Consider the following 22,800-nt stretch of genomic DNA (forward strand, 5'->3'; position numbering starts at 1 on the left):
AAATATCAGTGCCGGCGCGGCTCACCAGGAGAGGCGCACATTGCCGGTGATGGTGTGGCGGCTGCGGCCGGCGGCGGTCTCGTAGTCGTAGCCGAGACCGAGGGTGGTCATCTTGCCGGCGGCGACGCGCAGGCCGAGGCCGACCATCTGGCCGCCGCGCGAATAGCCGCCGCTATGGACCGTCATGGGCAGGTCGGGGCGCTCGACAAAGAAGACGGTGATCTCGTCGTCGGAATCGGCGATATTCTGGCGCCAGCCGTAGCTCAGGTCGAGAAACGCGGGCCAGCCCCACGGCGTCGTGAAGTTCCAGCTTCCCTGCAACGCGACGAGGCTCTGGAGAAGATCCTGGGTGATGTCGGGATACTGCACGGCGGAGGTGCCGTATTCGCGGTAGGCGTCGAAGGCCACATTCATGTAGTGCAGCCCGATGGAGGGTTTCAGGGTAAACGTCCTCGACGGCGTGATGAGGCAGCCGATGTCAACGCTGGCGCCATACCACATCGCGTCGCTGGCTCCATTGGTGACAGGGCCGCCGGCATTGAGCGCGCGGGTGTTGTCGGACTGCGACCAGCCGGCGGCGATGTCGGCCCCGGCGTAGAATTTGCCCCATTTGGCCGCGCCATAAACGCCGAGGAACTGCTGGTCGGCGTCGGCCTTGGACTGCGCCCCCTCGGAGTCGAGCTTGCTGTTGGCAAAACCGCCGTAAAGCCCGGCCATGCGCCGGCGGTCGCGGGTGAGCATGTCGTAGCCGACGATGAATCCGTAGGTGTCCTCGGAATGGCCGTATTGCTCGGTTGTGTCGTCGTATTCGGCGAAGGTGGCGATGGCCTTCATCCAGAAATTGTCGCGCCGGGCGTTCCGCTCCGCCTCGGCAAACGGGAGCAGGAAGCTTTCGCTGATGCGGCCGTAAATGGTGTTCATGGCGGCGGTCATCGCGTCGAAGGTCATGGCGATGTCCTTGCGCGGGTCGGTGGTGAGCTTGGCGATGGCGAGGTCGCCGTCCTCGGTGATGATGAGCGAAACGCCTTTGTTCGCGCCGGCATAGACGTTCACCGCGCCGAGTTCGCTTTCGAACACCGTCGTGCCGGCGGCCAGGACCTCGTAAACACCGTCGCTGACCACGCCGGCGAGGCCGACGAACGAGCCGTCCTTCAGGGTGAGCACCCCGCTGGCGCCGAGGGAGAGTCGGTTGATGGAGCCGAACGCGCCGAACAGAAGCCGGCCCGTGTTTTCCACGGTCACATTCGCCGCGTTCATGTTGAGCGTCGCGCCGGGTGTGGTGGTGATGCTGAGCGTGGAGTTTGCCCCCACGTTGACGCTCACGCCGGTGCCGCCGAGCGCGTTGATGGTGCCGGCGGCGGTGACGGTGGAGTTGACGAGGTTGAGGTTGCGGATGCGGGTCGCGCTGTTGCGAAACTGGAGCGAGCTGTCCACCACGTCGACCGTCGCGGAACTGGCCAGAATCGCCAGGCTGTAGGTGCCGCCAATTATCCCGTTGAATTCGAGCGCGGCGTTGGCCGCGACATTGATGGTGCCGCTGGTGCCGAGTGACTGCGCGCCGCGCGCCACGAGGCGTCCGGCATTCACGTTGGTGATGCTGAGCGCCCCGCGCGCGTCGGCGGCGGAAAGGGTGAGCGTGCCGGAACCGTTCTTGGTCAGCATGCCCGTGCCCGAAAGCGTCGTGGTGAGAACGGTGTCGGACGCCGTGTTTAATATAAGCTCGCCGTTGGCGAGCTCCACTTTCCCGCTGCCCGTGAGCTGTTTGATATTCTGGACATATCCGCCAAGGTCGAAGACCGCGCCCGCGCCGATTTCCACGGAGGCGCTGTTCTTGAAAATGTCGCCGGTTCCCGCCCGGGCGACGCCCGAGGCGATCTGCGTGGCTCCCGTGTAGGTGTTGGCCCCGGCGATGACGGCGGTGCCGGTGGTCTGGATGCTCACCCCGCCCGCGCCGGTGATGACGGCGGACAGGGTTTTGTCGGCGGCCTGGTCGGGATTGAGGACGAGTTGTTGTCCGGCATGCACGTCGATGGACTGGAGGCCGGCCCCGACATAGAGGCCATCGGGCTGGACGCCGGCCATGAAACCATAAACTCCGTCGGCTACCGTGGCGCCGTCCTGCGTGATGGCGACCGTGGAACTGCTGACGACCGCGTTGCCCGACAGATCGACGAGCCTGAGCGTGCCCGCACCGTCGATGTGGGCGGCGTCCACCGCCTTGATGCCGCCGGAGGCCGCGTCCTGATCGAACAGATTGTCGGGAGCCGGAGCGGGATTCGGCAATGTGCCGCTCACCGCGAGGATGGCGGGATCGACCATGATGTCGGTCGTCACTCCGGCCTCGCCGGTATGGAGCGTGTCCACGGTGAGCACGCCGTCCACCGAATCGGCGGTCGTGGCCAGTTTGAATGAGCCTCCATTGAGATGGAGTCCATGCATGGACATCGCGCCGGCGGCTTTGCCGACAACGCTGTTCCCACCGACGACGAGGGTGGCGTTGGCGAGTTGCACCGCGGCGGCGGCATCGAGCGTGAAGGACGCATCGCCTATGCTCAACGCGCCGGCAAAACCGGAAGCCACACCGGCGCCCAGCGTGAGCGTGTCCGAAACGCCGGAAAGGCGGATGTCCAGCATGCCGGCGCCGGTTAACTTGTTTACTATATTGTAGGAGCCCGCGGCCGGCGGCACCAGGCGGATGACCCCCTCGCCAATATCCAGTCCCGCGATGGTGGCCAGCACGGCTCCATTTATCTGGAGGACGCCTGAACCGAGTTTGCCCAGCGTGCCGCTGCCCGTGATGGCACCGGCCCACGCGGCATCATTGGCGCCCGTGTCGACAGCGATGGAGCCGGCGCCGAGATCGAGGGCATTGTTGACGGTGTGACCGGCGAGATCGACGCGCAGCACCGGCACCGATGAGGCGGACGCGCCGGCGGTGACCGTGCCGGCGCCAAGCGCATCGGCATGCGCAATCGCGAGCGTGCCGCCCGCCAGCGTGGTGGCGGCGTGGGTGTTGGCGGCGTCAAGGATGACGAGGCCGTCGCCGGTTTTCACGACATTGCCGCCGGTGATGTTGCCGGACAGCGTCGCCGCGGTCGTGGCCGTGGCATCGAGCGTGAGCGTTTTCCCCGAGGCGATGGCAATGGTTCCGGAGGCGTCGAGCACGGCGGCATCGAAGATGAGCGCGGCGTTGTCGGTGACGTTGATGTTATTCGAGGCAAGCGCGCCCGCCGAGGCCGCGCGGAGGGCGCCGGACTGGAGTTCGATGCCGCCCGCGAACTCGTTGGCCCCGGAGTTGGCGAGGGTGAGCGTGCCGGTGCCTTGCATGAGGAGACGGCCCTGGGTGCCGGCCAGATCGGGATTCGCCTCGCCGGTGAGCGCGGCGCCGGAGAATGAGTAATTGCCGCTTCCGGTCACGGTCATGTCGGCCACGCGCACGTAAGTGCCGGCAATGGCGATGTCGCGTTTGTCGGCGGGATCGGACACGCTGTCGAACGTCACGCTGTCGCCGTCGGCAAACGTGAGCGGAGCCGTGCCGCCCGAAACCTTCCAGTTTGTGCCGGTGCGATCCCAGACCGCGGCCGTGCCGCCCGTCCAAGTGATGCGCTCGGCGGCGGAGACCGCGGCGTCGAGCACGAGATTGGAGCCGTCCACCCGCACAGTCGCCATCTGGCGCGGGCCGGCTGCGCCGCCGTTGATCTGGACGGATGCGCCGTTCAGCGCGGTGATGTTGCCCAGCGTGTAGGTGCCCGAAACCAGACGCTCAAAATTCAGCGCGATATCGGAGGCCTGCGCGCCGCCACTCAGCACGGGCGCCGAGGCGAGGTTGATGAGCGTGTTGATATTGCCCGGGGCCACGGTGAAATCGATGACCGAGCCCGCCGCGAGACTCAGCGAGCCCAGCGAGAGCACCTCGGCCGTGGTCGCGCCAAAAGAGCCCACGCGCAGATGCGCGCCGGATGCCAGGGTGACGGCGGTGGCATTGCCGGCCGCGCCCTGTCCTCCAAACGTCATCCCTGAACCAACAGTCACGGTGCCGCCGAGTTTGCCATTGGCGCCGAGCAGAAGCGCGCCTTCCGAAAGGGTGAGCGCCGTCGCGATGGCGGAGTTGTCGCCGTCGAGGGTCAGCACGCCGGCCCCCGCCTTTTCAAAGGCGCCGGCGCCGGAGAGAGTGCCTGCGAAAATGCTGTCGTCTTCGGTGATGGCCACCACCTTGCCGGACGAGCCGATGGCGAGTGTGCCCGCGCCGGAAAGATTGCGGACGGTCTGGGTGGTCGCGCCGGCGTCGAACACACCGCCCGCGCCGATGTCCAGCGCGGCGCTCGCGGCGAAGGCGTCGTTCACGCCCGCCGTGAGCGTGCCGCCGCTGACGAAGGTCGTGCCGGTGTAGGTGGATGCGGCGGCAAAACGCAGGGTGTTCGCACCGAGTTTCGTGAGATTGCCGGGACCGCTGATGACCGATGAAATGGTGGCGGTGCGCCCGCCGATCGCCCCGGTGTCGATAAAGGCGCCGCCCGTGTCGATCACCACTTTGCTTCGCTCGGTGTTGGCAAAGTTGGAGATAAATCCGCCGAGGTGATACTGGTTGTCATACATCGCCGCGCCATCGGTGATGCCCTCGGCCAGCGCGGCCAGCGTGCCCCCGTTGAACACAAAAACCGCGGTGGTGTTGGCGTTGGCACTCGGGGAAACGTGAACGCTGGTCGCGGCGAGCACGCCGCCGTTGAGATTGAATGTGCCTCCGGGCGAGTTGGCGGCGTAGCCAAACATGACACCGCGCGCCGTGCCGGTGGTGCCGATCGCGCGAACCGTCCCGCTGTTCAGGTTGAACACCGCCGGCGTCCCGCCGGCCGCGGCCAGCCCGCCGATATGCAACGCCGAGCGGATGCCGGCGGCATCGGTGTTGGTGCCATTTTTGTCAATAGCGAGAAACGACCCGTTGACATTGACCTCGGCATTGTCCGCCCACACCCGGCTCGCGCTTACATTGGCCAGCGGACCGAGAAAGTTGATATGCGTCATGCTCGCATCGCCGATGTCGCCAAACGACACGCGGCCATTCTTGTCGGTGTTGGAAAGCGTGACATTGCCCTGAAAATTGAAGGTTCCGCCACCCGCGAATTTGACGGACGGGTTGGTCGAATTATTGCCCTGGCTCGTAACGGTAATCCCGCCGCCGGAGCCATCCAGCGTGACTGTCCGCCCAGGATCGGCCAGCATGGTCACATAGGCGTATAACCCGTGCGTGCCGATAACCGTGCCCAGGCCGTGGGATGATTGAATGATATAATCCCCGGAAAAATTGAACTTAAAATAATAAAGATCGGAGCTTGCTATTGTCGGGGCCTGAATGCTGTCGAGCGCCAGCGTCAAGGCATACGGCGCGCCACCCGCCGTGCCGCCAAAATACAGGTCGGTGTAGGTCGTGACCGAGCCGGTCGTGCCGGAGATCCAGGTGTAGGGCGCGGCGCCCGTCCACCAGTTCGCCGTCGAGGCGTCCCATGTGCCCGCGCCGCCGGCGTCCGTGGAACCGGTGCCCAGCGGATCCCAGTAGAGTTTTCCCGTCGGCGCGGCGGACAGCGCGCAGACCGCCATCGTCACAATCGCCAGCAACGCTGCAATCCGGGCCGGGGTAATCGAAGAGGTTTCTTTTTTCATGATATTAAATTATATGAGTCAACGATGGCAGTTTGCTGGATTCGCCTTTCCGCTTAAAACCGGCCGTTCAATCCGACTGTCACGAAGGGGCCGTTGTAAGTGGTGGTAAGCAGGTCGCCGGTCACGTGGTGGACGCGACGTTGCGGTTCATCGAGGATATTGTTGGCCGTCACCGACAGGGTCGCATAGCGCCCCAGTTTGTATGACACACCAACATTGAACACGCTGCGATCCAGCACATCTATCCGTCGCTGCGGTTTTGTGTCATAGGTGCCGGTGAGTGCCTCGGAACCTCCCGAACCATAGTCGCCCGAAGTCTTCAACCATGTGTAATTGGCCGAAAGCGAAAGCCCGCTAAAGTAACTCGGCAGGAAAGTGAATTGCTGCTCCCACGCAACCTCCACGCCCCGCACCCGGCCTTTCCCGCCGTTTTCATAACGAAAGAAATCGTAGTCGGGATAAAGCGCCTCGAGGTCCTCGTCCGTTATCTGCTCCGCATACATGAAGTCCGTCAGGTCCTTTTGAAACGCCCCCAGGGTAAACATGCCCATCGGCTTGTAATATTGTTCGACCGACACATCGTAGGAGGTGGCGTATTGCGGCTTGAGGGCAGGATTGCCGATGGTGACACGCATGGTGTCGGAGTTGTCCGTCGCGCCCGGCATGATGCGGCTGAGCTGCGGGCGCCCCATCGCCGTGGACCAGCTGGCGCGCACGATGGTGTCGCGGGCCAGGGCGTAGCGCAGGTGCAGGGAGGGAAAATAATCGGTGTAGGAATTGGTTCCGTTTATCTGGCCGTATTCCGCGGCGACGCGCCGCTGGGCGGACTCGGGCGTCACCCAGTCCTGTGCATCCGTCTCGCTCAGGTCAGGCCGGGATTTCAGTTTCATCCAGGCGCTGGTGTCGACGTCCGTCGTTTCCATGCGCACGCCGGTGATGATCCCAAGGCGCCCGATATGCGTCTGGGCCTGGACAAACGCGGCCCACGAGGTTTCCTCGGCGGACCTTATGCCTTCGAGACGGGCGGATGCCTCATTGTAGGCGTTCACCCGCCAGAGATGCGGGTCGTTTCTGATCGAGGACTCGGCGGCCTTGATATCAAAAACGGGGACATCGCCCATCTCCAGCCGGGCATCCTTGCGCGCCCACGTCTGGAAAAGGGCAAAGTTGTCGTCATTCAATCCCGTGACCGGATTGGTCCCGCGCACTCCATCCTCGCCGACATAGTAGAATGTCGTGCCGTGGCGGTTCTCGTCATACTTGCTGCGCGCGGCGACGCCGCCGGTGCTCAGCTTCACGGGCAGACCCAGCAGCGTCACGGTGCGGGCAATGTTGATATCGGCCGAGCCCAGTTCGTTTTTCGAGTCGCCGTGGCTGCCCGAGGCGTTTCCATAGGTGTAGCTGTTGATGTCGTAAATGCTCTGGCCCTCGGTTTGCGTGAACTTGGGGAACACGTCCGATTGCCGGCGATCGATGGTCCAGCCAATATTATATACATACGCGTTGACGTTGCTGATCATCACACGGTCGTAATCCTCCCCTCCCCCGCCGACCTTGCGGGTGGAGCGCGAGTAGTTGATGTTGTAATCGATCTCCCACGATCCCGGGCGGTGATTGCCGGCAAAGCGCAGGGAGTTGGTTTCGTCCGAGGCGATAAAAACCGACGAGTAAGAGCGGAAATAGGTGCGGTTATTGGTCGCCGCATTGACTTTGGTGAACTCCAGCGTGGACGAGGGCGCGATGAAGCCGGCGGTGGTCTCCGAGGTGCCGTAGGTCCGATTAAGCGCGTTGATATAGGCGTAGGTATAGATATTGAAATGATCGGGATTGTCGAAATTCTGGTCCTGCAACTTCCACTCGTAGCTGAACGTGAAGCGCGACCGGGATGAAAGCTTGTAGTCGAAGCGAATGCTGCCGACCGTCAGCTCGCGGTCCTGCATGTTGTTATAGCGGTAATAATTGGTGCTGAAGCGCGGGGTGTTGGTGCCGTCGGTGTTCAGCACGTCGAGATAAGTGTAGGGCTGGACGCGCTGGGTGCCGTTTTCCAGATAGGAGAAATTCAGCACGACGCCGAGGTTGCGTTTTTCCCCGAGCACGTCGAACAGGCCGCGATAGCCGAACGTGAGGTTGGGCACGAAGGGCGGCGTGGCGCGGCGGGTGCTGTAGTCAAAGAACCCCGGCCACCATTTGCCGCCCACGCGGTAGGTGAATTCATGGCCGGCCCGCTTCATGGTGAGCGCCGACTTGGTTTTGAAATTGATGCGGCCGCTGATCGAGTCGGCGGGCTGGTCGGGGCGGTTGGCCTTGGTGACCTCGATCTCGTCGTAGGCGCTGGCCACGATGTTGGTGAAGACCGGGCTGCGGGTCATGCCGATGCCGGAGGCCATCGCCCCGCCGTCGGTCGTGACGGCGTTCATCTCCCCGCTCATGCCGCGGATGGTGGGACGGTCGCTGTTGCCTTCTGCGGAGGGCAGCGAATAAATGCCGGGCATGCGGGTGAGAATCTCGGCGGGGTTGTCGTTGGCGAGCATGCCGAGCGCGTCGGTCGCGATGACGTTGGTGAGATTGTCGGCGTTTTTCTGGCGGACCTGCGAGGCGGCGTTGCCCTCGCGCTCCTCCGCCACCACGAAGGCCTCGAGCTGGATGACATCCTGGTCAAGCAGCTCGGCGGATAATTCGGTGTTTCGCCCGGGGGCAATGGTGACGGTGTAAGTGCGATCCGTCAGGCCGACATAGGAGACTCTCACGGTATGCTCGCCGGGCGGCACGCCGGTGAACACCGCCACTCCGAGCTCGTCGGTATTCTCGACCCGGTTTGTGCCGCGGATCTCAACCCGGGCTTTTTGCAGGTATTCATTGGTCCCCTGATTGCTGACACTGACGGAAAGGGTGCCGCCGGACTGCGCAAAAACGGAAAGGCATGCGACGAGGAACAAGCCGATGGCGATGATCGGACGCAGGCTGCAGGAACACGAAAATAAAGGGATGCGTGGCATGGGTGTGTTATTGTTGAAAATTATCGGAGGCGGACAGAGGAAACCCGGTGGATGATTTGTCGTTATAAAAAGATAACATCCCATCATGCTGAATCGCGTTAGCATCGCGATTGGGAGCCAAATTGACAGATCTGATTAGGCAGGGCATAAACTGGGGAGAAAGCGTGTGTTCGAAGAATCTGGCCGCGATTGGCTAAAATGATTTAGCAGAAGTCAAGCATTTCTTTCACTGTTTTGCTTCTGCAACCCATAATCGGTTCTGATCCGGAGGTTCAGCGGCGCCACACATGCCGGTACCGCACCGCCGCTGCCACTATCATCATCATGAAAAAACAGGCGGAATGCGCCCCGCCGCCACCGCCCGCGGTCTCACCGCCGGAATCGGGGGGCGCAGGCGGAACGGCCGCGGACGAGGGTGTGAGCGTGGAAACGACGGCTTGGCCGCCGTCATCGAATGCGATTCTGCGGATGGCGGCATTGCCGGTGTCGGCGACGTAAAGGTCGCCGTTTGCGGCGATGGCAATGTCCAAGGGCGAATCAAGCATGGCTGCCGTGCCGGTGCCATCCCGATAGCCGGGGACGCCCGCGCCTCCATCGGTCCCCAAACGCCCGGCAATGGTCCGCACGGTGCCGCTGATGAGTTCGCGGATGAGGGAGTTTCCCGTGTCGGCAATGTAGAGGCTGCCGTCGCGCGCGCCGCTGCAAAGCACGCCGTCGACCACCAGGCCGCCGGGGGATCGGAAGCGGGCGCTGGAGGCCGGGCCATCGGTGCCGCCCGCCGTGCCGGAAGCCCCGGCGAGCAGCGTGACTTCGCGCGTGCCGGGCGCGATGGCGCGGATCGTGTGCCGCCCGGTGTCGGCCACGTAGAGCCAGCCCGCCGCATCCACGGCAATTCCGGAGGGGGCGCTGAAACCCGCACCCGCATCGGCAATCACGGAGACGGTCCCATCGGGCGCAACCATGCGGATGCGGCTGTCAACCGCGTCGGCGACATAGGTGTTCCCATCGTTGTCGATGGCGATGGCCCTCGGACTGGCGAGACCGGCGGAGGTGCCGGTCAGGGTGGTGACGACGCCAGCGGCGGTGACACGCCGGATGGATTTGTTTGTCGCATCGGCAACATGGATGCCGCCGTCGCGCGGGCTGATCTTGATGCCCTGCGGCCGGTCGAAACGCGCGCCGGTGCCGGTGCCGTCGCCAGTCCCTGCTTGGTCCGAAAGTCCGGCCAGAATGGAAACCTCGTTGTGACGGGATGAAATTTTTTGAATCGTATGCGAGATGGCGTCGGCCACATAAATGGTTCCCGAGGCATCGAGGACCAGCCCTGTGGGATATGGAAATGCATCGGGCGCGACGGTGAGCGTGGCCGCGGCACTGATGGCGGGATCGCCGAAGCCGTTGCTGGCGATGTAGCGATACTGCCAGCCGTTCATGCTGAAGACAGGGTTGGTGATGGTCAGCACTGCGGTGGTCATGCCGCTGTGCCGGGCGGCGTCGGCGGCGGTGAGATTTTGCCAGGCACCGCCGGGCTTGAGCACTTGCCACTGGTAGGCCGGCGCGGGACTGCCTTGGGCGGAGGCGGTCATCGTGACAACGCCCGCATGATGTCCCTCGGTCATGGCGGCATTCGACGGGGCGGCCGGATTGGCGGGCGTGCTGGCGAGCGTGATGGAGAGGGTGTTGTTCGCGAATGCATGGGTGACGGGCAGATTGGCGCTGACCGCGAAATCGGCGGCGGCGAGGTTATGGCCGCCCGTGATGGTGATGATTTTTGTACCGGCCGGCATGGCCGCGGTGATGCCGGTCAGATTGATTCTTATGAGGGCGCCCGCTCCGTTTTTCGTGGCCGCCTTGATGGTGAGCGGCGCGCTGGCCGGCGCGGTTGCGCCGAAGGCAATATCGAGATTGATCGATGCCTGGAAGACGAGGGTGTGGTCAATGGTCAGCGCGGAATCGGCCGCGATGGACAGATCGCTCTCCACGGGCAGCGTGAGGGGAACGGCGAGCGTGTGGCGGCCCTGACGCACGGCAAGCGCGGGCCGTCCGGAGACGGCCTTCAGCGTGATCGCGCCGATGCCGTAGGTGGCGGTGCCATCGGAGCTTTTGAGCGAGCCTTGGGCGATGGTGTAGGCATGCGGACTGCGGAAATGGAGCGCGCCCAAGGTGTATGGCTGGACCAGTGTGACGGTCGCGGCGGCGGTTATCGACGTGCCAAAAGTGGCCGCCTCCAGCTCGGTGTCGGGACGGTTCCAGTAATACCAGTTGCGCGGGTCATACCAATCGCCCCCGGCGGCGGACGTCCAGTTGCGCGAACCGGAAGGCGGCTGGAAAATCGCAAGCGTCTCCGTGCCCGGGCCGGTGAAAACAACTCCCGCAGGGAGAGCGGGAACCTGCCCGAGAACATTGCCGTGCGCATCGAAAGACTTGATGATTCCGCCGCTGCTTTCACGGACATATACGGTGCCGTCGGCGGCCTGAGCAAGGCCGTTGGGTGTGCCGGCGAAGGCATGCCCGACGGCGAAACGCAGCGCGTCTTCGTGCGTCGTCGATTGACGTGGCGCGATAAAGTTTTCGAGCCGGTGAAAAGTAAGCAGGTTGGAATCGTGGCCGCGCGGCGGTTTATATTGATCGTCGGCAGTCTTGAACGCGGTGCGCGATGCGATGGCCAGGTCGTTCCCGTCGACGATAAAAGTAAAATACTGCCATGCGGTGTGCTCGGCGTCGCGGGCATGAATGAATATCTTCTCGACATCCCAATGATACAAGTCCCCGGAAGAGATCAGCGTGGCGGTGTTGCGGATGAGTTCGTGCTTCACCCGCTGGCTGTTGGGATCGATCACATCCTTGTCGGCAGGAAGGACGGTGTTGGTGAGCGCGTAATACCGGCCGGAATCCGGATCGTAGGTGGCGCCGAATTTTTTCTGGGTCCCCGTGAGCGGCGCGAAATCCTTCGCCGGGTCGAAGGCCATCGTTTTGCCGTCGGCGCTGATATGAAACAGCGCGATATGCGGAACCGCGTCGGGCGAATTGAACTGGATTTTGGGCATGACCGTGACGCCATGCGCCGGCGAGGCGACGATCTGCGCCTCCGACCACACTCCCGCCGTGCCCCCGAAATACAGGGAAACCGGCGCAGGCCATTTGGCTATCGCCGCCTCGGTCTTCGCCGCCGTCGGCGCGCTGCGCGTCCACGACGACGCCTTCATCAAATCCGATGAAAGCGCCGCCGAATACGCCCGGTCCGTGCCGAGGGAAATCCAGACGCGGTTATTATATATTTGGGGCGTCTTCGTCGTGCCGGTGTTGCCAGAAATGAGCATTCCATTGTTGGCGTCCGTGGGCGTGCTCCATGTCGCGCCGTTGTCGGTGGATTTCAGGATGGCGACACTAAAACTGCCGTTTCCATTGGGAGTATAACTGCCGATGAGATAAAGCACATTGTCATGAACAAAAAAGGAGCCGCGCTGGAAGCCATTGAGCTGCTTCATAAGCGCCCAGGTCTTTCCGTCGTCGGTGGAGCGGAAAATTTTCGACACCGGCGAGTCCTCGTTTGTGCCGGCGCCGAACAGGCTGTGGGCCATGACATAGTCGCCGTTGGCCAGTTTCTCGATCGCGGGATCGGCGACGTAGATTTCCTGCCCGCTCCGCTTTATCTTTATGCCTCCGACATAAACAATATCGGGCGACGGCGTGTGGCTCACCTGCACGCCCGCGCCGGTCGGGTCGGCCGCGGCGGAGCGGCCAAAGAACGAAAATAACAGGAAAACAATCAGGGCGGTATTTCGTTTCATGGGATTGAGGCAGGGGTTACGCAAACAAGGAATGCTAAATCGAATTTATTGGGATGGAAAATGAGCCATGGAATTTCTGCTGAAAATCGCTGGAGCGGCGGGCGGGGTTGTGAAAATATTGCACCCATTCTTGCTAAACTGATTTAGCCAATGTCAACTCTTTTCCATGTATTGACCGCTCCGATGGCGACAGGACGCAGTCACAGTCAAAAAACTGTTCGACATTTTCCCTGCTAAAGTTTGGTTTTAGCAAAACCTGTTTTTCCGAGATATATGAAAACAAACGACAACCGGCCTGCCGTCACCATTTATGAAATCGCGCAGCACGTGGGCGTGTCGCCGGCCGCGGTGTCATCCGTGTTGTCAAACCGCCATGTCGAGCGGCGCATCTCCGCCGCCACGGTGAAGCGCGTGCGCGAGGCCATCCAGGAGCTCGGCTACGTGCCCAACATGGCCGGGCGCCGCCTGCGCTCGCACCGCCCCTCCACCCGGCAGTTCGACCTCGCCATCCTCACGTCGTTCGAGGCCCCGCTGCCGCTCGTCGGGCAGGCGCTGCACGCGCTCCAGGCCGAGGTGGACGCGCGCTCCACGCAGCACACGCGCTACGCCGTCGCCATCGAGATGTTTCACGCCGGGCGCCTTTCCGAAAAACCGGGGCTGCTCGACGCGGACCGCTACCATGGCGTCATCATCACCAACACGCTCCCCGCCGATGACGAATTTCTCGCCAAGGCCAGACTCCCCTACGCCACCGTCGTGCTCGGCCGCCGCATCCCCGGTTATTTCTGCGTGCTGGAAGTGCCCGACTTCGTGGGGCGCCGCTCGGCGGAGGTCCTGCTTGACGCGGGCTGCAAGAAACCCGCGATCATTCACGGCCAGTCCCTCACACAGGCGACCTCGGAGCGCGTGGCCGCTTTTCACCGGACCATCAAGGCGCGCCGCAAGCAACCGCCCGCCGCCATCGTGAGCGACGGCCTCCAGCCGCGCAACGCCATCGCCGCGCTCGACAAATTCCTCGCAGACGGCGGCAGGTGCGACGGGCTCTTTGCCGTGACGGACAGCCTCGCGGTGGGCGCGTATCGCGCGTTCCAGCAACACAACCTCGCCATCCCCGGCGACGTGGCGGTGGTCGGCGTGGGCGACCATGAGCTGGCGGAGTTTTTCACGCCGCCGCTCTCGACCCTCGCCGGCGCGAACGACGCCATGGTGGCCGAGGCGGTCCCGCTGCTCTTCCACCAGCTTGGCGGCTCCGACGACCGCCCCCGCGAAATCCTGGTCGTGCCGCCCGTTTACCTGCGCGGCTCCACGCAACGCGACCGCCGCGCCTAGGACCTGTTAGCACTATTGAGGAGTAGCCAAGAGAGAGCGAAGGAGACGAAAGAGCGGAAGAGGACATCGAGCTTGTCGTAGCGGGTGAAGACGCGACGGAAGCCCTTGATGCGGCGGAAGAGGCGCTCGACGTGGTTGCGCTGGCGGTAAAGTGCCTGGTTGAGTTTCCAGGGTTTTCGACGCAACGGGTTGGGCGGGACGACAGGCTTGAAGCCGAGCAGGCAGGCCAAGCCGCGGGTTTCGTTGCCTTCGTAGGCCATGTCCATGGCGGGGCGCATCCATGCCTCGGCATCCCAACTCGCCAATCAGCTCGCGTCCCTCGGTCCGTCGCCGTTCTGCCCGGGCGGAGGCGGAAGCCGAGGGCATGGACATCATTCGCGGCAGCCAGATGAATCTTGGTGTTCCGGCCTCCTCGTGATTTGCCGATCGCCTGAGGCCCGTTTTTCTCCGCCCCGGTCCCATCGGTGGACCTTCCTGCTGGTACTGTCCAGCGACACCACCTTCAGCTCCAGATGCACCAGCCCTTCCTTCTGCAGCCGCTCGAACACCCGGTCCCATACTCCGCTTTTGCTCCAGCGATTCATCCGCGTGTAGATCGTGTGCCAGTTCCCAAACCTCTCCGGCAATCTCCTCCATTTGCACCCGTTCTCCGCCACATACAGCACCCCGTTTAGAAAGCTCAGCACATCAATGCTCACATTGCCCCGCTCCACCGGCAGGCTGTCCTTGATTCTCTCCAGGTGTTCCTTCGTCAGTTCCATTCCCCTCCTCATACGCATAAATCACCGTCAAGTGCAATTAATGTTAACACGCCCTAGCGCGAGCCCCCCTGCCCGCCGTCGAGATGATGGCGGGCTCTCCTTTCAGAAAAAGAATGCCGCGCTTCGCGCGACGATCCGAGGAAGGCAGCCCAAGGATGCCCGCGCCACGGATTCACCGGTCACCGGGCGAAGAACGGGTTGTTTTTCTTTTCCTGCGCCACGGTCGTGATCGGGCCGTGGCCGCAGGCGAGGACCGTGTTGTTCGGCAGCGGAAGGATTTTTTTGAAATTGTTGTCCAATGCCGCCGCATAGGCGCTCCGGCTGCCGCCCATCGAGCACGAAAAAAGCGAATCGCCCACGATCGCGAGCGAATGCGACAGGCCCGTGATGTAATAGGTCGTGCCGCCGGGCGAGTGGCCCCAGGTGAAGAGCGTCTTGATCGTGAGCGCGCCGAGATGGAAGTGCGTGTTTTCCCCAAACGTGCGCGCGCCAGGGAACCCGGACGGCTCGCGCTCGGACGCCCACACGCCGGCCCTGGTTTCGCCGGCGAGGCGCGGCAGGTCGGCGATGTGGTCCTCGTGCGTGTGGGTAAGAAAAATGTAGTGCAGCGCGAGGCGTTCCGCGCGGAGAAATTCCAGCATCTCCCCGCAATCCGCGCCGGTGTCGAATGCGGCGGCGTGACGCGAGCGCGCGTCCCACACGAGATAGCTGTTCACCGTCATGTCTCCGTAGGCGGTGTTGAACGCGGCGAAACCGGCCGGGAAAACGGGCTGCGCGGGATACCATGTTTTTTTCGCGAGCTGGACGAGCGAGTCGGGGTGGAGCTTGAGGTGGCGGGCGACACGGCGGGCGACGGCTTCGTTGAACGCGCCCGACTTCAGCGCGGCAAGGTCCTCCGCCGAAACCTCGGCGCGGCGCGCGAGATCCTCGTCGGAGATGCCGAGGCCGCGCTGGGCCTTGTTGACGACATCGTCGTAGTTGTCCTCGAGCGGGATGCGGGCCATGCGGGTGAAACGGGAGTTAAGGTTAAAAGTCAGGATCGGGAATATAAAAGACACATATGGGAAATGCCACAAGTCCCCAGCATAATTTTCCATTTGGCGCGCCGGTCGCGCGCCCGGCGCGCATAAATTCGGACACGTGGAACAAAGGACTTGCGCGGATTTCCGGATGCTGGTTCGATGCACCTTAATCCTCCCCATGAACACACCCGAATATCTCAATTCACTCTATTCCCTGGCCGGCAAAGTCGCGGTCGTCATCGGCGGCACCGGCGAACTTTGCGGCGCGATGGCCGAGGGGCTCGCGGGCGCGGGCGCCGAAGTGGTGCTCGTCGGCCGCAGCCAGGAGAAAGCCAATGCGCGTCTCGCGAAAATCGAGGCGGCCGGCGGCAAGGCGTGGTTCCAGTCCGCCGAGGCGGGCAGCAAGGCCGAGTTGCAAAAACTGCTCGATGCGGTGGTCGCGCGTTCGGGCCGGGCGGACATCGTCGTCAACGGCGCGGGCGTGAATTCCGCGACGCCGTTTCTCGACATCGCGGAGGACGAATTTGACCGCATCATGGGCATCAACCTCAAGGGTGTGTTTCTCGGCTGCCAGGTTTTTGGCAAATACCTCGTCGAGCGCGGGCAGGGCGGCTCGATCATCAACCTCGGCTCCATGTCCGGCCTCATCCCGCTTTCGCGTGTGTTTACCTACTCGGCGAGCAAGGCGGCGGTGCACAATCTTTCCAAAAACCTCGCGCGCGAGTGGGCGACGGCCAGGGTGCGGGTCAACACGCTCGTCCCCGGCTTTTTCCCCGCGGAGCAAAACCGCAAGGTGCTCACGCCCGAACGCGTGGCCAGCATCATGGGGCACACGCCGATGAAACGCTTCGGCGAGGCCAGGGAGCTTATCGGCGCGACGCTGTTGCTCGCGAGCGACGCGGGCTCGTTCATCACCGGCTCCGAAATCGTGATCGACGGCGGTTATCACGCGATGACGATTTGAGCGGGACAGGGGTTCGGGTTGGAAAATGTGGCGCGGGCAACCGCGCCCGCCATCAAAAACGAAGGCGCGAAGCGCCGTTGATTTTTTCTTCCCTCGAAAAAATGCCGCGGCTTCGCGCGACCTTTTGGGATCGCAGGCAAAAATGCCTGCGCCATGTGCTCCCGCGCCCTCCTTGCCGGCAACCTCAAGGGCGCCGATTTGAACTTCCTGTCACCCTCCCCATCCCGCACCCAACTTTTGCTTTGCTCCGCCGCGCATTTGCGGCGATTGAAGTGCGGCAATCCGCCCATGCTCTCGGTTCTCGAAATTCTGAAAAAAACCACCGACTTTTTCGCGGCGAAGGGAATCGACAACGCGCGCCTCAACGCCGAGCTGATCATCGGCCATTCGCTCGGCCTCAAGCGCATGCAGCTCTACCTTCAGTTCGAGCGACTGCTCACCGAGACGGAACTCGAAAAACTGCGTCCGCTCGTCCGGCGTCGCGCGCAACGCGAACCGCTCCAATACGTGACCGGCGAAGTGGAATGGGGCGGGCTGCGCCTGAAGACCGACCGCCGCGCGCTCATCCCGCGCGTCGAGACCGAACTTCTGCTGGAAATCATCCCCGGGGCATTCGCGAGCGCGGTCGCGGGTCGGACCGGAGCGGCGGCGCCCACGCCGTCGGACACGCATGACGCGCCCCGGGCCACCGATTCGATTTCTCCGCCCGACGGCACGGATGTACCCGTCCCGCCAGGCCCGCGCGCGATCCTTGATCTCGGCACCGGCAGCGGCGCGCTCGCGCTCGGGCTGGCAACTGTTTTCCCGGACGCCCGTGTCACCGCGCTCGACGTCAGCGCCGACGCGCTCGCGCTCGCCCGCGAAAACGCCGCCCTCGCCGGCCTCGATGAGCGGGTGCGGTTCGCGCGCTCGGACTGGTTTGCCGCATTGCGCGACGGCACGGTCAATGCATCCGGCGGCTTCGATGTGATTGTGGCCAACCCGCCCTACCTAAGCGCCGCCGAGGTGGCGGAGTCCGCGCCGGAGGTGCGCGAATTCGAGCCGCGCACGGCGCTCGCATCTGCGGACGAAGGCAAGGCCGACCTCGCCAAAATCATCGCGGGCGCGCCGGAATTTTTGCGCGAGGGCGGATTGCTGGCCTTGGAAACTGGAATCGCGCAACATCCCGCCCTGCTCGCGCTGTGCGAGGCGGCGGGCTTCGCGCGGAGCGAATCCCGCAAGGACCTGGCCGGGCGGGAACGCTTTGTGCTGGCGTGGCGTTGAGACGGCTTCCCGCGGCGCGGGGACCTGTTTTCGACAACCATGCAAAATCGCGCGCAGCCGTTTGCGGAATCCCGATCCCGGGGCCTGGACCAGATTGGCGCCTTCACGCCGTCCCGTGGTGACGCGGCGCGGAGCATGATGAGAAATGCCGGAATCCTCCTGAAAGATTTTTTGCTGGCCCGGGAGTCTTGTCTGTTTTTCCGCATTGGGCATTCGCGACAGGCGCCGGACCGGCGCACGGCGTCAGACATTGTTTTCCTATGAAGGCGCGCAACCACACGATTGATTATCTGCGGGGGCTGGCGGCGCTGATGGTCTGCCTGGTGCATTTCCGGCATGTGTTTCCGGCGGCATGGCGCCCGGCCATTTTCGAGCTGAGAGTGGGCGTGGAGATTTTTTTTGTCATCTCCGGTTTCATCATTCCGTTCAGCCTGCACCGGGCGGGTTACCGGGCGGGCGACGCCTGGCGGTTTCTGCTGAAACGGCTGGCGAGGTTGCAGCCCCCATTGATGGCCGCGCTGCTGGTCACGTTCGCCCTGTCGCATGGCGCGGCATGGTACAAAGGCGAAACGGCGCTGATGGACTTCGGCAACTTTGCGCGGGCGATGTGTTATCTCGGCGTGCCCGATGAAAATCCGGTCGTGTGGACGCTCATCGTGGAGATGAAATACTACATTTTTGTCGCGCTGCTGTATCCGCTGTTCTTTTCGCGGGACGCACGCGTGCGGCGCGTCACCTTTGTCGCGGCGGCGGCGATCGCGGCGGCGGGGCAAGGCTGGCCGGGCGCGGGCGATTTGCGTTACCTGCCTTTGTTCCTGATGGGATTCGCCGCGTGCCAGAAAGCGGTCGGGATGACATGCGCGCGCGAAGCCGCGACGCTGGCCGCGCTGGCGGCCGCCGCCGGGGTGCCGGGCCTCACGCCCCTGCAAATCATCGCGGGCGCGGCGACGGCGGTGATGGTCCTCATTCCGCTTCGCGCAAAATTCCGCCCCGGGTTATTTTTCGGGGAGATATCCTACTCGCTTTATCTGCTGCATTTTCCCATCGGCGTGAAACTGCTCAACTACGCGCTGCCGCGCACGTCGTGGCATTTTGACATTCCGCTGCTGCTGGCGGCGTTCGCAGTGTCGGTGGGGGCCGCGTGGCTGCTATGCAAGTGGCTCGAAAAGCCTGCGAGCGACTGGTCGCAGCATATCCCGTTGCACGGTGGCGGCCCTCCCGATCGCAAACTCGCCGGCGAGATGGCCCGGGGGTGAAGGCGGATGGCAAAACGGCCATGCGAACGGCGCGGCGGCCTCGTCAGAGCGCGATGCCTTTGGCATTGAGGCGGGTTCTGATTTCCCCGGTGTTTTGCTCAAATGCGGGGATCACATCCTTCTCCATGTGCGTGAGAATCTCTTCCATCAATTCGGTGCCCTTCTGCACGCTGTAGTCGCCGATGGCGATCTTGTCGTAAAGCTCCATCACACGGCGGTGGAAATCGTTGTTTTCACGCAAAAGCCCGGAGGGCATCTCCAGCGTGTAAGAGGAGTTTTTCATGCAATCCCACACGAAACGCTCCAGCTTGAAGGGCGCCTTGCGGTCGGCAATGCCGCCGCGCGCGATGCGCTTGAGGTAGCCGCGGGTGAGATCGATGTTGGCCGCAAGCTCGTGCTGGAGCGACTTGCGGAGATGGTAGTTGTTCTTGTCGCTCTGGATATCGCCATAGGCGATGGCCTGCTTGAAGCCTTGGTGCGCGGCGAGATACACCCCGAGCACCGTGGCGATGATGATGCATAGCTGGCTGATCCAGAAACTGGGCTTCGACACCTCGGAAGTGTCGAACATGCGGCGTTTTTCCTGTGCGGCGACAGGGGCGGAGACATCTGTGGGTTTCATGGCGGGTTTTCGAAAGCCACATTTGGTGGCGAATCGCCGCACTTTGCCAATAATGAAAATAGTTGCAATAAAGCATCCGACCCTGCTTCCGCCAAGAGGCATGCCGGTCGCCAACTCCCGCAGCGGATGATCTTCGTTCGCCGGTCAGGCCATGGCATCGGCGGTACCGGCGGCCCGGTAACGGAATTCCATTTCCACCTGGGATGCGGCATGGGCGCGATCATGGCGGAAACGCTCCATCACTTGCTGGCAATAGCTCTCCAAGTCCTCGCCGGACAAATTCAGGGGGAAACATTCCAGCAGCGCGCGATTGAGCGGCGCGGGCCGGATATCGTGTGCGACGATTTCGATGTTCCGCTCCAGCCACGCGCGAAGTTTTTCCAAACGTTCGGGTTCGGATGCGGCGGCCGATAGCTCAAAGAAACAACGCACGCACGCGCCGGGATGCTTTCGCTCCAACGCCGCCTGACGAATGTCGAGAATCAAATCGGCCTGCCGCGGCAGGGCCTGCGCAACCGGACCCAATACAGTGTCAATTTCCAATCGATGGCAGTCTGAATCCGGCATGTGTCCCATAAAGCTAATTGAAAGTGACTGAGACCTATTCTCCTCGCCCAGTCAAAAGAAAAACAGGGTTTCGAAAAACCCTGTTTTCAAGCGGAGGAACCGCGTGTCACAACTCCTTGCGGGAGTTTGGCTAACTGGTCTTGCCGGTGTAGTCGCCGCACCAGTCATCAGCTTTCGTGATGGGAAATTTAGCCTCATACTTTACCCCGGACTCGACCTTAAAGACGATCGATTGGGGCGCGTGACGGCGGCATTCTCCCTTGGTGCCGGAAGACTTCCAGTGGGCGCACATTGCGCAGGACTTTGTGGCTGTGGTTGTGCTCATAATAATGGTCTCCTTTCCGTCTCAAAACATGAGAGGACGATTCTCAATGTCAACATAACTTATTCATTTTTATAAGATTGCTGATGCGTCACAATCTCAATAATTAGGATTTTGACATTTTACATTCTCAATAAGTACTTTAAGCAGGGCCTCGGCAAAGTCCTCCGCGCCACGCACCTCAGCCAATCGACGCCCCTCCGCTGACGGCGGCAACTGCGGTTGCAGCCAAAGACTCCGCCTGCCTTTTTGAGGGCGGAGGCCGTTACGAAAAATCTCACCTCCCCGTCCGGGGCAGGATCGCCTGCGCGCGTGCGGATTTTATCCGCATTGCATCGCCCGCGGCCGGCGGCCATCCATGCGGGCGGGATTTGTATCCAAATCAAACTACGCCCCTTCCCTTTCCGCCCCGGAGGATTCGTCTTTCTGCGCTGTATCCAAGATCACGATTACTTGCCGTAATAATGTGAACTTTGACGTTGCGAGAAACACAGTTATGGCTCCATTTCTTCATGGCCCCGCAACCCGTATCACCTGCCTGCTGAATCCGTCTGCGCAAATCACATCTACCATGACAAAGAAAAAAAGCACTGTATCCGCGCCCCTCACCTTTGATCTGCCTTTGTCGCTGATCGAGAAACTGGGCACCATCCAAAAAAAAGCCGGACTGGGCTCCGCCAGCGAAACCGTTCGCGAAGCGATTGATCAGTTCGATTTTGAACGCTACGCGAGTTCCAATGAAGAACACCGCCAAATCTCCGTCCGCCTTCCCGTCGAGTTGAAGGCAAAGCTGGCCAAATACGCGAAAAAGAAAAAAACCAGCGTGGGCGCGCTGCTGCGCGAGGCACTGGGAGCCTTCGAGGCCAAGTCGGCCAAAAAAGGCGGACGCAAATAATCCGCCCCACACCCGGGCCAACGCCGCCCGCGGATTTTGTCTTTTGTAAAACACCGCGCGCCGTAAAAGGCGCGCTTGCGCTTTGGTGTGCCCAAAACTTCACTTCACCCCCTTTCGCCAAGCCAGAACCAAACCAATGAGCAACCAACCAAGCCCCCTCTCAACCTGGGCCCAAAACATCGCGCCTTCGCCGACACTCGCCGTTGACGCCAAGGCCAAGGCTCTCCTCGCTGCGGGCGAGGATGTCTGCGGATTCGCCGCCGGCGAACCCGACTTCGATACGCCCGATCACATCAAGGAGGCCGCCGCCGCCGCGCTCAAGTCCGGCAAGACGAAATACGCCCCCACCCCGGGCATCCAGCCGCTGCGCGAAGCCATCGCGGAGGACTACGCCGCCCGCCTCGGGCTCAAGGTCGCCCCCGCGCAGGTCATCGTTTCGCCCGGCGGAAAATTCTCCTGTTATCTTTCGATTCTCGCCGTCTGCTCGCCCGGCGACGAGGTCATCATTCCCGCGCCCTACTGGGTCAGCTATCCCGAGATGGTGAAACTCGCCGGCGCCACGCCGAAGTTTGTCCTCGCCGACGACACCACCGGCTTCCGCCTCACGCCCGCGCAGCTCGAGGCCGCCATCACCCCGAGGACCAAGCTCCTCATCCTCAACTCGCCGTCCAATCCGACCGGCGCCGTCTATACCCGCGCCGAACTCGAGGCCATCGTGGAAGTCGCGCTCCGGCACAACCTCTACATCATGTCGGACGAAATCTACGAGCACCTGCTCTACGATGGCGCGAAACACGTCTCGCCCGCCACCTTCTCGAAGGAGGCCGGGGCGCGCACCATCATCGTCTCCGGCTTCTCCAAAACCTACTCGATGACCGGCTGGCGCCTCGGCACGACCGTCGCCCCCGCGTCCATCGCGAAAGCCGTGGCCGAGCTGCAAAGCCAGACCTCGTCCAACGCCACCACCTTCGCGCAATACGGCGCGCTCGCCGCGCTCAAGGAAAAGGAAAAAACCAAGGCCGCGCTCGACGCGATGCTGGTCGCCTTCGACCGCCGCCGCAAGTTCCTGCACGCCGAACTCAACAAGATCGCCGGCGTGAAATGCCTGCTCGCCCAAGGCGCGTTTTACCTGTTTCCGAACATCTCCAGCTTCGGCCTGAACTCGTCCGAATTCTGCGACAGGCTGCTCGACCAGCAGAGAGTCGCGGCGGTGTTCGGCAGCGCGTTCGGCGCCGATGGCTACCTGCGCCTCAGCTACGCGACGAGCGACGAAATCATCAAGAAAGGCGTCGAACGCCTCGCCTCGTTCTGTGCGAACTTGAAAAAGTAGGACCGTGTGACGGTGGACGCGCGG

The 22,800-nt window shown here is 62.7% G+C and carries 12 protein-coding genes and 1 pseudogene; 6 read left to right on the forward strand and 7 right to left on the reverse strand.

The window, feature by feature from the left end; translation table 11 throughout:
* Positions 1–21: 21 nt before the first annotated feature.
* The 3 genes from OH491_RS07815 to OH491_RS07825 form a co-directional block, all read right to left on the reverse strand.
* Positions 22–5,658 (reverse strand): autotransporter domain-containing protein, encoded by a 5,637-nt coding sequence (locus OH491_RS07815; RefSeq protein WP_068772288.1) that lies wholly within the window; start codon positions 5,656–5,658, stop codon positions 22–24.
* Between the two features lie 53 nt (positions 5,659–5,711).
* Positions 5,712–8,654 (reverse strand): TonB-dependent receptor domain-containing protein, encoded by a 2,943-nt coding sequence (locus OH491_RS07820; protein WP_342750961.1) that lies wholly within the window; start codon positions 8,652–8,654, stop codon positions 5,712–5,714.
* 272 nt (positions 8,655–8,926) lie between these two features.
* Complete coding sequence (locus OH491_RS07825) at positions 8,927–12,445, reverse strand: hypothetical protein (RefSeq protein WP_342750962.1); 3,519 nt, start codon at positions 12,443–12,445, stop codon at positions 8,927–8,929.
* A 273-nt stretch (positions 12,446–12,718) separates the two neighbouring features.
* Between OH491_RS07825 and OH491_RS07830 the strand changes: the two genes are divergently transcribed.
* The gene (locus tag OH491_RS07830) at positions 12,719–13,774 is read left to right on the forward strand and encodes a LacI family DNA-binding transcriptional regulator (protein WP_068772285.1); all 1,056 of its coding nucleotides are present in this window, start codon (positions 12,719–12,721) and stop codon (positions 13,772–13,774) included.
* Here the strand turns inward: OH491_RS07830 and OH491_RS07835 are convergent.
* Together OH491_RS07835 and OH491_RS07840 are read right to left on the reverse strand one after the other, a co-directional pair.
* Positions 13,771–14,535 (reverse strand): annotated as a pseudogene (locus OH491_RS07835) (IS5 family transposase). The gene OH491_RS07830 and the pseudogene OH491_RS07835 sit on opposite strands and share 4 nt — an antisense overlap.
* Positions 14,536–14,714: 179 nt before the next feature.
* Positions 14,715–15,539: an MBL fold metallo-hydrolase gene (locus OH491_RS07840; RefSeq protein ID WP_068772395.1), complete on the reverse strand. Its 825-nt coding sequence runs from the start codon at positions 15,537–15,539 to the stop codon at positions 14,715–14,717.
* 196 nt (positions 15,540–15,735) lie between these two features.
* Here OH491_RS07840 and OH491_RS07845 point away from each other — a divergent pair, with 196 nt between their 5' ends.
* The 3 genes from OH491_RS07845 to OH491_RS07855 all read left to right on the forward strand — a co-directional run bounded on the left by OH491_RS07845 (position 15,736) and on the right by OH491_RS07855 (position 19,040).
* Positions 15,736–16,521, forward strand: a complete 786-nt coding sequence (locus OH491_RS07845) for an SDR family oxidoreductase (protein WP_068772284.1) — start codon at positions 15,736–15,738, stop codon at positions 16,519–16,521.
* A gap of 153 nt (positions 16,522–16,674) precedes the next feature.
* Entirely contained in the window at positions 16,675–17,784 is a 1,110-nt protein-coding gene (locus OH491_RS07850; protein WP_334319608.1) for a HemK/PrmC family methyltransferase, read from the forward strand.
* Positions 17,785–18,044: 260 nt separating this feature from the next.
* A complete protein-coding gene (locus OH491_RS07855; protein ID WP_068772282.1) occupies positions 18,045–19,040 on the forward strand; it encodes an acyltransferase family protein in 996 nt (331 codons plus the stop codon).
* Between the two features lie 43 nt (positions 19,041–19,083).
* Here OH491_RS07855 and OH491_RS07860 read toward each other — a convergent pair whose 3' ends face one another.
* Both OH491_RS07860 and OH491_RS07865 read right to left on the reverse strand, forming a co-directional pair.
* Complete coding sequence (locus OH491_RS07860) at positions 19,084–19,662, reverse strand: hypothetical protein (protein WP_068772281.1); 579 nt, start codon at positions 19,660–19,662, stop codon at positions 19,084–19,086.
* Between the two features lie 144 nt (positions 19,663–19,806).
* A complete protein-coding gene (locus OH491_RS07865; protein ID WP_068772280.1) occupies positions 19,807–20,238 on the reverse strand; it encodes a hypothetical protein in 432 nt (143 codons plus the stop codon).
* Positions 20,239–21,017: 779 nt separating this feature from the next.
* On the opposite strand from OH491_RS07865, the gene OH491_RS07870 reads away from it, so the two are divergent.
* Both OH491_RS07870 and OH491_RS07875 read left to right on the forward strand, forming a co-directional pair.
* Complete coding sequence (locus OH491_RS07870; protein WP_334319607.1) at positions 21,018–21,446, forward strand: ribbon-helix-helix protein, CopG family; 429 nt, start codon at positions 21,018–21,020, stop codon at positions 21,444–21,446.
* A gap of 136 nt (positions 21,447–21,582) precedes the next feature.
* Complete coding sequence (locus tag OH491_RS07875; protein ID WP_068772278.1) at positions 21,583–22,776, forward strand: pyridoxal phosphate-dependent aminotransferase; 1,194 nt, start codon at positions 21,583–21,585, stop codon at positions 22,774–22,776.
* Positions 22,777–22,800 lie beyond the last annotated feature (24 nt).

Origin of the sequence: Termitidicoccus mucosus (genome assembly GCF_038725785.1) — a bacterium.
In the GTDB taxonomy this organism is placed as follows: Bacteria; Verrucomicrobiota; Verrucomicrobiia; order Opitutales; family Opitutaceae; genus Termitidicoccus; species Termitidicoccus mucosus.

Bases quoted from the DNA above. Each gene is read 5' to 3' on its own strand.
- OH491_RS07815 (WP_068772288.1), bottom strand. From the start codon at position 5,658: ATGAAAAAAGAAACCTCTTCGATTACCCCGGCCCGGATTGCAGCGTTG.
- OH491_RS07820 (WP_342750961.1), bottom strand. From the start codon at position 8,654: ATGCCACGCATCCCTTTATTTTCGTGTTCCTGCAGCCTGCGTCCGATC.
- OH491_RS07825 (WP_342750962.1), bottom strand. From the start codon at position 12,445: ATGAAACGAAATACCGCCCTGATTGTTTTCCTGTTATTTTCGTTCTTT.
- OH491_RS07830 (WP_068772285.1), top strand. From the start codon at position 12,719: ATGAAAACAAACGACAACCGGCCTGCCGTCACCATTTATGAAATCGCG.
- OH491_RS07840 (WP_068772395.1), bottom strand. From the start codon at position 15,539: ATGGCCCGCATCCCGCTCGAGGACAACTACGACGATGTCGTCAACAAG.
- OH491_RS07845 (WP_068772284.1), top strand. From the start codon at position 15,736: ATGAACACACCCGAATATCTCAATTCACTCTATTCCCTGGCCGGCAAA.
- OH491_RS07850 (WP_334319608.1), top strand. From the start codon at position 16,675: ATGTGCTCCCGCGCCCTCCTTGCCGGCAACCTCAAGGGCGCCGATTTG.
- OH491_RS07855 (WP_068772282.1), top strand. From the start codon at position 18,045: ATGAAGGCGCGCAACCACACGATTGATTATCTGCGGGGGCTGGCGGCG.
- OH491_RS07860 (WP_068772281.1), bottom strand. From the start codon at position 19,662: ATGAAACCCACAGATGTCTCCGCCCCTGTCGCCGCACAGGAAAAACGC.
- OH491_RS07865 (WP_068772280.1), bottom strand. From the start codon at position 20,238: ATGGGACACATGCCGGATTCAGACTGCCATCGATTGGAAATTGACACT.
- OH491_RS07875 (WP_068772278.1), top strand. From the start codon at position 21,583: ATGAGCAACCAACCAAGCCCCCTCTCAACCTGGGCCCAAAACATCGCG.